General features: G+C 53.0%; 12 protein-coding genes. 10 read left to right on the plus strand and 2 right to left on the minus strand.

The features are described from left to right. The first annotated feature begins 28 nt into the window (after positions 1–28). The 4 genes from HMPREF3164_RS05950 to HMPREF3164_RS05965 all read left to right on the plus strand — a co-directional run bounded on the left by HMPREF3164_RS05950 (position 29) and on the right by HMPREF3164_RS05965 (position 5,007). The gene (locus tag HMPREF3164_RS05950; RefSeq protein ID WP_070449610.1) at positions 29–877 is read left to right on the plus strand and encodes an ABC transporter ATP-binding protein; all 849 of its coding nucleotides are present in this window, start codon (positions 29–31) and stop codon (positions 875–877) included. Further along, positions 853–2,508 carry a transporter gene (locus HMPREF3164_RS05955; protein WP_070449549.1) on the plus strand — a complete coding sequence of 552 codons (1,656 nt, stop codon included), beginning with the start codon at positions 853–855 and terminating at the stop codon, positions 2,506–2,508. Before HMPREF3164_RS05950 ends, HMPREF3164_RS05955 begins: the two co-directional genes overlap by 25 nt. Positions 2,509–2,677: 169 nt before the next feature. Then, positions 2,678–2,977, plus strand: a complete 300-nt coding sequence (locus HMPREF3164_RS05960) for a DUF3039 domain-containing protein (protein ID WP_004004450.1) — start codon at positions 2,678–2,680, stop codon at positions 2,975–2,977. Positions 2,978–3,216: 239 nt separating this feature from the next. Continuing rightward, positions 3,217–5,007, plus strand: a complete 1,791-nt coding sequence (locus tag HMPREF3164_RS05965) for a DEAD/DEAH box helicase (RefSeq protein ID WP_070449552.1) — start codon at positions 3,217–3,219, stop codon at positions 5,005–5,007. A gap of 17 nt (positions 5,008–5,024) precedes the next feature. On the opposite strand, the gene HMPREF3164_RS05970 is transcribed toward HMPREF3164_RS05965, so the two are convergent. Continuing rightward, positions 5,025–5,651 (minus strand): isochorismatase family protein, encoded by a 627-nt coding sequence (locus HMPREF3164_RS05970; RefSeq protein ID WP_070449555.1) that lies wholly within the window; start codon positions 5,649–5,651, stop codon positions 5,025–5,027. Positions 5,652–5,692: 41 nt separating this feature from the next. Further along, entirely contained in the window at positions 5,693–7,000 is a 1,308-nt protein-coding gene (locus HMPREF3164_RS05975) for a nicotinate phosphoribosyltransferase (protein WP_305793913.1), read from the minus strand. Positions 7,001–7,142: 142 nt separating this feature from the next. Between HMPREF3164_RS05975 and clpS the strand changes: the two genes are divergently transcribed. From clpS to HMPREF3164_RS06005, 6 genes are all read left to right on the plus strand, one after another. After that, positions 7,143–7,490 (plus strand): ATP-dependent Clp protease adapter ClpS, encoded by a 348-nt coding sequence (gene clpS / locus HMPREF3164_RS05980; protein ID WP_048751847.1) that lies wholly within the window; start codon positions 7,143–7,145, stop codon positions 7,488–7,490. A 3-nt stretch (positions 7,491–7,493) separates the two neighbouring features. After that, positions 7,494–8,060 (plus strand): DUF2017 domain-containing protein, encoded by a 567-nt coding sequence (locus HMPREF3164_RS05985; RefSeq protein ID WP_013398900.1) that lies wholly within the window; start codon positions 7,494–7,496, stop codon positions 8,058–8,060. A 223-nt stretch (positions 8,061–8,283) separates the two neighbouring features. Beyond that, positions 8,284–9,324 carry a glutamate racemase gene (gene murI, locus HMPREF3164_RS05990; protein WP_070449561.1) on the plus strand — a complete coding sequence of 347 codons (1,041 nt, stop codon included), beginning with the start codon at positions 8,284–8,286 and terminating at the stop codon, positions 9,322–9,324. 12 nt (positions 9,325–9,336) lie between these two features. Next, a complete protein-coding gene (locus tag HMPREF3164_RS05995) occupies positions 9,337–10,224 on the plus strand; it encodes an MBL fold metallo-hydrolase (RefSeq protein ID WP_070449564.1) in 888 nt (295 codons plus the stop codon). A 7-nt stretch (positions 10,225–10,231) separates the two neighbouring features. Then, the gene (gene rph, locus HMPREF3164_RS06000; protein WP_070449567.1) at positions 10,232–10,969 is read left to right on the plus strand and encodes a ribonuclease PH; all 738 of its coding nucleotides are present in this window, start codon (positions 10,232–10,234) and stop codon (positions 10,967–10,969) included. 7 nt (positions 10,970–10,976) lie between these two features. Further along, positions 10,977–11,639 (plus strand): non-canonical purine NTP pyrophosphatase, encoded by a 663-nt coding sequence (locus tag HMPREF3164_RS06005; protein WP_070449570.1) that lies wholly within the window; start codon positions 10,977–10,979, stop codon positions 11,637–11,639. Positions 11,640–11,808 lie beyond the last annotated feature (169 nt).

Here is an 11,808-nt window from a genome sequence, read left to right on the forward strand (position 1 = left end):
TACACCGGCGTATGATGCTGGCCAGTCAATGACCAAACAGAGTTATGCAAACGCGCAGCCGGGGAGCTTGCCTCAAGTCACCCGTGAGGCTCTTAGTCACCAACCTGGTGCGCACCTTGTTAATGCCATCGAAATTCATGGTTTGACGAAGGCGTTCGGCATGACTGTTGCCGTTAATCGCATTAATCTTTCCATTCCTACCGGCTCTTTTTACGGTTTGGTAGGGCGCAACGGTGCTGGTAAGACGACGACTATCTCAATGGTTTCGGGTATGCTGCAGCCCACCGAAGGCGTGGCGTTGATTAAGGGAACCGATATGTGGCAGAACCCTTTGGAAGCCAAAAAGCACTTGGGCGTTCTGCCGGATGGCGTGCACCTTTTCGATAAACTCACAGGTGAACAGCTTATTACCTATTCGGGGTACCTGCACGGTCTCGAACGTGACACTGTTGCCGAACGTACCAAGGACCTTCTGCAAGCTATGGATTTAACCGATGCAGCAGGCCGCGCGGTAGCCGACTATTCAGCAGGTATGACCAAGAAGATCGCCCTCGCAGCAGCGCTGATTCACGCCCCTTCAGTCTTGATCTTGGATGAGCCCTTTGAAGCGGTTGATCCGGTTTCAGCGGCTAATATTCAGGATATCCTCAAAGGATTCGTCGCCTCAGGCGGAACAGTTATTCTCTCATCGCATGTCATGGACTTGGTGCAGCGTTTATGCGATCACGTCGCCATTATTGATGAGGGACGGATTCTCGCTGCGGGTACGGTTGATGAGGTGCGTGGGGAATCTACTTTGGAAGAACGTTTCATACAGCTCGTGGGCGGACGCACCACCTCGGAAGGACTATCATGGTTGCGCACCTCGTCTCACTAAAATGGCGGTATGTGCTTGCCTCGCTCAAACGTAGTGTGTGGGCGATTATTGGTATTGCTTTTGGCGCCCTGTACCTGCTTGGCGCACTGACTGGTTTGGGATTCACTTACGTTGGTTTAGGGATTGATGGTAGTTTAGATGGTCCTGCACTCGCCCTATTCCTCGGGTTTCTTGTATCTCTTGGCTGGGCTCTTATCCCCATTGTCTGGACTGGCCTAGACGGAACCCTTGATGAAAGCCGCTTCGTGTTATTCCCGCTAGAGGCTAAGACGCTGCAGAAGGGGCAATTTTTCGGTGGGTTTATAGGTCTTCCAGGTATAGCGACGATTATCCTAATCCTTCTGGGAACCCTTGGATTTATTGGTAATCCTGTGGGACTAGCAGCCTATCTGCTGAGCATAGTGTTGGGGCTGGCTTTGCTGATGACAGTGGCGCGCCTTGCCAATCAGCTTGGCGTTTATTTGAATGCTAACCCCCGTATTGATCTTATCTTCAAGATTATTCTGGGCGTGCTGTTGGTAAGCTCGGGCTTCATATTCAGTGGAGCTATGTTCTATGTGATAGATCATTTCCAGGAGATCGCTCAGAAAGTTCAATGGTTGGGGTATACGCCTTTCGGGTCCGCTTTTGCGATTGCATACCATGTGGCGGCGGGTAACTGGGCTCTAGCAGGTCTAAGTCTGGTACTTTCCCTCATATACCTGGGTGGTGCTTGGGTATTGTGGGGTCGTAGCCTCGAACGCTCAATGCGTAATGTCAGCGGTGAACAAAAACGGGGCAAGGCTAAGAACCTGACGGCAGGAGATATTGGTATTTTTGCGAGGTTCCCAAACACTGGTTGGGGTGCTGTGGCTGCACGTACCATTCATAGCTACTTCAAAGATACGCGCATGACTTTGCTGATCGTCATGACTGCCATGCTCTATGTACTCTTTGCTCTCGTGATGCCGCTCTTCACGAGCAGCATGGGGTCTCGTGTTGCGACGACGGGAATCCAGCTCGCTAATTCCGGGGCTGGACCTGAAACGCTCTTTGGCTTCTGGGTTTATTTCTGCAATGTCTTCACAGGATTCTACATAGCGTATATGGTCTCGTACGATAACACGGCTTTTAGTCTGCACGTGCTCTCGCCTCTGTGTGGGCGTGATGATAGGCTCGGGCGTGCACTCGGACATTCCATCGTAATGCTGCCAATCGTCGTGGTGATGTCCTTTATTATGTGCGCTGTCCACGGGCTTATAGCCTATTACCCGGTCGTGCTTTTGCATCAGCTGGGAGTCTACGCAGGAACCGTAGGGTTCGGATTGATGCTTGATACAGTGCTTTCACCACCGGTCGCGCCTCCTGGAGCCAACCCCTTCAAAACGCCTAAGCAGCCAGACGGCTTTGCGAAGCAGCTTTTACTGATGGGTAGCATGATTATCTGCATGCTGATCGCTCTTCCCGGTGGGATTGGCTCGTTCATCTACATGGTCGGCGGCAAGGATGACATGGTGCTGATTATCTCCGGCGTTATCCAGCTGGTTATCGGCGCTGCACTATTCATTATTGGAATTTCTGCAGGTGGTAAACTCTACGATCGCCATAGCTCGATGATGCTTCAGCAGGTTGCAAAGTTCAATACGAACTAGAGCCTATATAGAGAATATGGGGTGGTGTTATGGGGCAGCTACACGTATGTTTCCAATCGTCGCCTTTGTTCTCTATGGAATAACTATGAATCCCTTCCCGTTGTTACACTAGTCTCTACAATAGAACTAATAGCACTAAGACGGCGAGAACATACTTGGAGGATAGAACATGAGTTCCATTGAAGGCGTTGAAGATCCCTTTGGTCCTGAGACGGCGGGCGGTACTGCATTACTTGAGCGGGAAGAAGCCCAGCTTTCTGAGCCGGGTGACCATGAACGCTTCTCGCATTATGTGCGTAAGGAAAAAATCATGGAATCCGCCCTTACCGGTGAACCCGTTCGCGCGCTATGCGGTAAGGTGTGGACTCCTGGACGCGATCCGCAGAAATTCCCAGTCTGCCCAACCTGCAAAGAAATCTACGAGGGTCTTAAGCCTGGTAAAGATAATTCGGATAACGGCGACAAATAACGGAAGTTTCGCTCCGGAACCTGCAGAGTATGTGCCTGCACCCCCATAATGGGGGTGCAGGCACATACTCTATTTTTGGGCTCAAACAGACTTCGCGTCGGGCAAAATAATTGCGCGAATCTTCGCGGACGTATCACGACACGGTGGTAGAATTTATAATCTGTGTTTCTGTAGGAGCCTTTGTACACAGGAAATACTGAATCAAAGGTAAACCAGAGAAAATATGGGGGGAGAAGAGCATGAGCGAGTACGAAGAACCTACATTATTTGACAGTATGGTTAAGCCAAAGCTCTCCCCGGCATACCCTGACCGTGCACCCTGGGGTACTTCCGTCAGTCTGCGCGCCTGGCAGGCCGAGGCGATGAAAAAATATTTTGAGACGAACCCTCGGGACTTTATGGCTGTAGCAACCCCTGGCGCGGGCAAGACAACCTTTGCTCTCACCTTGGCACGCGAACTCTTCGATCGCGGGGTTGTGCGAAAACTTACCGTGGTAGCACCCACCGACCACCTCAAGAAACAGTGGGCGGATGCCGCCGCTAAGGTCGGTATTCCGATCGATCCTAATTTCAAAAACGCCGATGTTCACGTTGGACGCCAATACAAGGGTGTAGCGCTCACATATTCGCAGGTTGCTAATAAGCCGCAGCTACACGCCCGAAATACCGAAAATGACAAGACTCTTGTTATTTTCGACGAAATCCACCATGCAGGTGATGCTTTATCTTGGGGCGATGGTCTGCGTGAAGCTTTCGATGAGGCCACACGTCGCCTTGCGCTGACCGGTACACCATTCCGATCTGATGCCTCACCTATCCCATTTGTTACCTATGAGCAAGACCATGAAGGTATTCGTCGGTCGCGAGCCGATTACTCCTATGGTTATGGCCCTGCGCTGAAAGACCACGTGGTGCGGCCAGTTATTTTCATGGCATATTCCGGACAAATGCGCTGGCGGACCTCCGCCGGCGAAGAAATGGCGGCGAATCTAGGGGAAGGATTCACTAAAGATATTACCGCCCAGGCATGGCGCACCGCACTTGATCCTCAGGGTGAGTGGATTCCCACTGTGCTCTCTGCGGCCGATAAACGACTCACCGAAGTGCGCCGCGCTGTTCCCGACGCGGGAGCGCTCGTCATCGCAACTGACCATGCCGACGCCAAAGCCTATGCCGAAAAACTGCACAAGATTACGGGGGAGAAGCCGACCGTAGTACTTTCTGACGATCGTGAAGCATCCGCTAAAATCGACGATTTTCGTGAAAGCAACAAGCGGTGGATGGTCGCGGTACGCATGGTGTCCGAAGGGGTGGACGTACCCCGCTTGGCGGTGGGTGTGTATGCTACCAGCACCAGCACACCTCTCTTCTTCGCACAGGCGATTGGCCGTTTTGTACGCGCCCGTAAACGTGGGGAAACCGCATCTGTCTTTCTGCCGTCTGTGCCGCAGCTGATGATGCTTGCCAACGATATGGAAGTTGAGCGTGACCACGCCCTCGACCGCCATACCACCGACGACGATATCGATCCAATGGCTGAAGGGCTGGACGATGAAGCGCTCGAAGAAGCAAACCGCGAGGAACGCGCTTCCGAACAACTAACGCGCGGTAAATTCGAGGCGATTGGTTCGCAAGCTTCCTTCCACGGCGTGCTCTTCGATGGCTCCGAATTTTCGTCAGGTGGTCTGGAGATCGGTTCGGAAGAAGAACAAGACTTCCTCGGTATTCCCGGTTTGCTGGACGCCGACCAGGTGGGTACTCTGCTTCGTGCACGCCAGCGTGAACACGCATCCCGCCGCCCAGCGACAGCAGCTCCCGCGATTGTGGACCACCGCCAGCTCAAAGAGATGCGCAATAAACTGGCGAAAAACGTGGCAGCCTGGTCTATCCGTTCAGGCAAACCACACGGCGTTATCCATAATGAGCTGCGTAAAATTTGCGGTGGTCCCGCAGTTGCACAGGCATCCGCGGAGCAAATTCAGGCTCGCCTGGATAAATTGGCGGATTGGTTCGTGGGCAGGAGCTTGTAGAATAATCTCTCCCCTGGCTAAAGCGCTTCTGTGACGGTAATACCGTCATCCTCCATGTCGGCGATAACATCATCCAGTTTGTCTTCATGAACCGGCGCCGTGAGGTCAATCAGAACGCGAGTTTCGTACCCGGCGTCTACTGCATCCTTTGCCGTCGCTAGTATACAGAAGTCGGTCGCGATCCCGACAATATCAACATCTTTAACATCATGTTCGTCGAGCCAATCGGCGAGCGGGGTGTTAGGTGCCTCATCTTCCAACGATGCTTCGGGATCGTGCTCACCGGTCATCACGGAATCTTCGGCAGCTTGAAGACCCTCGAAGCCCGAATATGCCGCCTCATACTTGCCTTTGCGGAAATATGCTTCGATATAGTCGGTATCAAGATTCGGGTGAATCTCTGCCCCTTCGGTGTTGGCGACGCAGTGTACGGGCCAGGAATTCACATAATCTGGATTTTCTGAGAAATGATCGCCCGGATCAATGTGCCAGTCTTGAGTTGCCACAATGGCATCGTACTGGTGGTGGTGTTCCTCAACGTATTCGCTAATTAGCGATGCCACGTTGGCGCCTTGCTGTGTTGCAAGGGCTCCGCCAGGGCAGAAATCATTTTGAACATCGACAATAATAAGCGCTTTTGCCATGTGTATAGTCCCTTTCTTGGCAATATCTGGATGGGCTGTGGCTAGATAAATTCGGTGGGAATAACGGGTTCGCCTTCTGAAAGGCGACGAGCGGATTCGGGAAGTTCCGCTAGGGATGCGCTATGTCGTTTGGTTGCGTTGCGTACCGCCTCCTCGCCAGTAAAACCGGGCAGGAGTTCGCCAGAAACCACAAAATCGCGAATAAGGTCGCGAGTATTTTCGAGGGCAGCGGGGTTGTTCCCCGTTCCGATAAGCTCAGCAGTAGCGATGCCCAAGGAATTGTGGCGGCGCGCAGCTTGCTTTGCACCACCTAGAGAACGTTTGCCAGCAGAGGTTTTAGCGACGGGTTCCAGCTCGCCAGCAGTATTTTCACGTTCTACCAGCTTGTACACCATTGCGGAGGTAGGCGCACCGGAACCGGTCACTAGCCTGGTGCCCACACCGTAGGAATCTACCGGCGCGGCGGCTAAGGAAGCGATAGCGTATTCGTCAAGATCACTCGTTACTGTAATCTTGGTGTTGTGGTTGCCCAGAGAATCGAGAAGTTCACGCACGCGCTGCGCCGATGCTACCAGATCACCTGAGTCTAGGCGGACTCCGCCGAGTTCTTCGCCCGCGAGTTCCACACCAAGGCGTACCGCATTCTCGACATCATAGGTATCAGCAAGAAGGGTCGTGCGTGCCCCTAACGATTGCAGTTGCGCTTCAAAGGCTTCACGCTCAGAGTCGTAAAGAAGGGTAAAGGCGTGGGCACTGGTACCGAGAGTGTGAAGCCCATAGCGCCTGCCCGCTTCCAGGTTAGATGTTGCAGTGAAGCCTGCAATAGCAGCGGCACGTGCCGCCGATACAGCGGCACGTTCGTGCGCACGGCGTGAGCCCATCTCAATACAGGGACGGTGACCCGCCGCCGCAGTCATACGTGATGCGGCAGATGCAACAGCTGAATCATAGTTCAAGATAGACAGCAGGTAGGTTTCTAAGACGCAGGCTTCTGCGAAAGTTGCTTCGACCTGTACAACGGGGGAGTGCGGAAAGAAAATCTCTCCCTCGACATAGCCTCGAATATTGCCAGTAAACCTAAAGTTCTCAAGGTATTTTAGGGTTTGCGCATTCACAACATTGCGAGAGGCTAGAAAAGATAGATCTTCGTCATCGAAGCGGAAAGACTGAAGCCCTTCGAGAAAGCGTCCTGTACCTGCGAGCACGCCGTAGCGGCGGCCCGCGGGCAAGCGACGTGTAAAGACTTCAAAGGTGCAGCGGCGATGCGCAGTTCCAGAGGCGAGCGCTGCCTGGAGCATCGTAAGTTCGTAATGGTCGGTTAGAAGCGAGGTAGTTGCCATATGTCTCATTTTAGTTGTCTGTTAGGCAGGTTACTACCTTTACGGGATGTGTTGTCCGCGACATAATGTAAATTTGACTTTAAGATATTTATGATTATTTGAACGGAATCAATCCCGCGGGAACAAAGCCCCCACGAGTATAATCTTATGCATGACCAACAAGCTCACCCATCTTTCCAACCACACTGTGACGGCTGTTCTTGCGACCGATACTCTAGATGCCACTGAGCTTGATGCGACGTTTGACGAAAACCTTGAAACGCAGACGCCGTGGCAGGTAATCGTCTGGAACGATCCCGTTAATCTTATGACCTATGTTTCTTATGTTTTTCGCGCTCATTTCGGGTTTAGCCGTCGTCGTGCCGAGAAACTGATGCTCCAGGTGCACAATAATGGCAAGGCTGTTGTGTTCACCGGTAGTCGTGAGGATGCGGAAAAGCATACCCAGGCCATGCACGCGTGGGGTTTGATGGCGAGCTTTGAAAAGGCGGAGAACTAATTTATGGCGCAGGGTTTTCGACATACACCGCATGGCTATGCCGCTCGATTTGAGAAGGCTGAATTTGATCTTATTCGAGATCTAGCCGAAGACGTGATTGCTCTTCTGGAATCTCCGGATTCGGAAAATCATGATCCTCTTGAAGCTCTCATCGGTATTGTCGAGAATCCCAGCATTCCAGACGATCCAGCGGTGGCACGAGTACTGCCTGCAGGAAGTAGCGATCCTGAGGCAGCGCTGGAATATCGCCGGTACACCGAACAGGATTTACGCGCCACGAAGGTGGCAAACCTGAGTCTCCTTGCTTTCGACATTGAAGCGGGAGACATTGTACTTAGCGATGAGCACGCGCATGCGTGGGCATCTGCACTTAACGACATCCGTTTAGTCCTGGGAAGCCGTTTAGACATTATCGATGAAGAACGCGCAGACCAGGTGCACCATCTCACAGACTGGTCAAAGGTTGAGAACGATGACGATTATTTGGCGGTCGTGTACAATTTCGTGACCTGGGTACAGGACTCGCTTATGGTTGCGATGCTTGATTCGATGGAAACCCCGCAGTCTTAGAAACGTGCTGGTCAGAGACAAAATAAGCGCATCGCACGATGCCTTCCAGATTAACGAGCTCAGTACCGCATGCGATAGAAACATCACTGCCCGAACCTTGATGTGGCTCATCCTATAGGGTGGTTTAGGACTCAGAGACGGCTATCTAGAACAGGACAGTATCTGTGACACCTTAGAATGAAAATAAAGTACATCATATGCTGAAGGAAAACAGGTAAAGTTCGTGAGCGATAACTTAGATACCTCAAATCCATATCGTACCCGCACCCCGTGGGGAACTCCCGCGCCACCTGCTGGTCCGACATCAAGCGCACCCATCGGAGTTTTTGACTCCGGGGTAGGTGGTCTGACTGTTGCGCGCGCTATTATGGATCAGTTGCCGCATGAGCGCATTATTTATGTAGGCGACACCGCTCATGGACCCTACGGCCCGCTCAAAATTGCTGAGGTTCGTGCCAATGCTCTGCGCATTATGGACGAGCTTGTTGATTCCGGCGTAAAAATGCTGGTTATTGCGTGCAATACTGCCTCTGCCGCCGTGCTTCGGGATGCGCGCGAACGCTACACCCGCCACTACGGTATTCCCGTGATTGAGGTAATTCAGCCCGCCGCGCGTCGAGCACTAGCCGCGACCCGCAACCGTAAGATCGGGGTTATCGCCACAGAGGCAACGGTAACCTCACGCGCTTACGAAGATACATTTGCGATTGCCCCGAACCTTATGGTGCAGTCTGTCGCATGTCCTCGATTCGTCGAGTTCGTGGAGAAGGGCGTGACATCCGGACCCGAACTTTTGCGTACTGCCGAAGAATATCTGCAGCCCCTTAAAGATTCGGGAGTAGACACGCTGGTACTTGGCTGCACTCACTACCCTTTGCTGACGGGCATTATTTCCTACATCATGGGGGAGGACGTAACTCTTGTTTCTTCGGCAGATGAGACTGCCAAAGACGTTTATCGGGCACTTCTTACCGAGAATATTGAGAACCCTGACCTTGAAACGAATCCGCATCATGAATTCTTAGCGACCGGCGAATCTGAGACTTTCGAGAACCTAGCGCGCAGGTTCTTGGGTCCAGAAGTTCACAATGTGCGGCACACGGCATCTGTGGCAGAACGATTCCCCACGGGCTCTTTGGCGGCTCTTCCCGCACCAGCAGGCAGCGAAAAGGCCACTACGAAAGACTCCAACTCCAAAGAAGCCTCAGGACTGCCTTCCGTCACGATCGACTCAAGTCTTGCTGCTTTCACACACACCGAATAGGAAACACCCCGTATGCGCTTGACGATTATCGGCTGTACCGGCTCGTTTCCCGGACCAAATTCTCCGGCGAGCTGTTATCTGCTCTCAGCAACCGACTATGCTGGGCGCACGTGGCGTGTGCTCATGGATATGGGCAACGGCTCCCTAGGCGTACTTCAACGGTATATTGACCTAGCTGAGATTGACGCTATCCTGATATCGCATCTTCACCCTGACCACTGCATTGACCTCTCCGGTTTGCATGTCGCCGTGAAATGGGATCCCCGAGGCTGGCCCAAAGGTAGGATTCCTCTCTACGGACCTGCCGCCATTAACGAATATCTTTCGGCAACGCACGGGCTTGACCCAGACCCGGGCATGAGTACCGAGTTTGAATATCATACTTGGGACGAAGGGCATAAAGTCGAAATTGGACCTTTCACGGTCGAGCCATTCAGGGTGCTCCACCCCGCTAAAGATCCTTACGCCCTGCGTATTACCTGCAATAGCCGGGACGGCAGAACACTTTTTGCTTACTCCGGTGATACCGATACATGCGATGGACTCATCAAGGCTGCCCGCGGCGCTGATCTTTTCCTATGCGAAGCGGCATACCAAGAAGGGCGTGACGACGCGCTGCGTGGTATTCACCTGACCGGTAAGCGCGCCGGTGAAGCGGCTCAAGAAGCCGGGGTACGCAACCTCTTGTTAACGCACCTGCCCGTGTGGAATGACCCCGATATCGCCCGTGCCGAGGCACAAAGCGCATTTGACGGGCCGGTAGGCGTCGCCGAGGTTGCAGCAAGCTATCGCGTGCATCCTAGGCCAGCACCCACGCATCCGCCAACCTCAACCCTGAACGTTATCGAACTGCTCGATCCACCTATGTCAAACATATCTCTTCCACCGGAAGAAGAGTAGGAGAACTATGACTTCTGTAGCCCGTGCCGACGGTCGTGCCCTCAACGAACTGCGCCCCATCACCATCACTCGTGGGTGGTCAAACCAAGCCGAAGGGTCTGCGCTGGTAGAGTTTGGCGATACCCGGGTGCTGTGCACCGCATCCTTCACGGAAGGGGTACCACGCTGGCTCAAAGGTGAAGGAAAGGGCTGGGTAACCGCAGAGTACGCCATGCTTCCGCGCGCTACAGGAACCCGGTCTTCGCGTGAATCCGTCAAGGGGAAAATTGGCGGTCGTACACACGAAATTTCCCGTCTTATTGGGCGATCCCTGCGTGCCATTATCGATATGAACGCGTTGGGAGAAAATACCATTGTTCTGGATTGCGATGTTCTTCAGGCAGATGGCGGAACACGTACCGCTTCGATCACGGGTGCCTATGTAGCGCTCGCCGATTCTATCGCGTGGGCACGGCGTAATGGTCTGCTTTCACCCAGTGCTAAGCCTTTGAAAGACTCTGTGTCAGCTGTTTCCGTGGGTATTATCGACGGTACTCCCATGCTTGATTTACCCTATACCGAGGATGTGCGCGCTGAAACTGATATGAACGTGGTCGTGACCGGATCCGGGAAATTTGTGGAGGTTCAGGGTACGGCAGAAGGCGCACCGTTTGACCGTGATGAGCTGAATGCTTTGCTCGACCTTGCTTTAGAAGGCACCGCCGAACTTGCTCGCGTACAGCGTGAATCTCTTGAAGAGGGGTAATACTTTTATGGTTAAGGTTGTCTTAGCGAGTCGCAATCAAGGTAAGCTGCGCGAACTTCGCGAAATTTTGCGTAACCGTATTGTTGGGCTGAACGTGGATACCGATGTGGTCGATGCCGCCAGCATCACTGCCCCCGATGTTCCAGAGACCGGGGTAACATTTGCCGAGAATTCATTGCTCAAGGCGCGTGCCGTGGCAGAATCTACAGGGTTTATCGCTATTGCCGATGATTCGGGTCTTTCCGTTGAGGTTCTTCACGGCGCTCCCGGCATTTTTTCGGCGCGCTGGGCGGGGGAGCATGGGGACGATACCGCGAACCTCACCCTGCTTTTGGAGCAACTTCGTGATATCAGCGATGAACACCGTGCCGCTAAATTCTGCTGTGCCGCCTCCCTCGCTGTTCCTTCAGCGCTCGGTGGGTATGAAGCAGTCGAGTACGGCGAGCTTCCTGGAACGCTTTTGCACGCACCGCAGGGGAACGGCGGGTTTGGGTATGATCCTATTATGATGCCGGTGGAGCTTAATGGTGACAACGCGCTTTATGATGGAGCCTATGCGGACCAGTCGTGTGCCCAGATCCCGGCGGAGATCAAAAATTCAATAAGTCACCGAGCGCGTGCCTTTGAAGCATTAGTTCCGCATCTGCAGCAAGCTCTTGAGCATAAATAATCATGCGTCCTATGAGGTTCTTCCATAAAGACACATGATCGGAGTGTTTTAGCACATCAATCGGGTATGTACGACATCTTCTGAAGAAAGAACGTTGCGGTCATCTCTTTCTCAGCTTCGACCGTGAAGATCGTATAAAACGATTCTGGTACAAGGCACAATGGTAAGT

The sequence above is a fragment of the Rothia sp. HMSC08A08 genome (genome assembly GCF_001808385.1).
Lineage (GTDB): Bacteria > Actinomycetota > Actinomycetes > Actinomycetales > Micrococcaceae > Rothia > Rothia dentocariosa.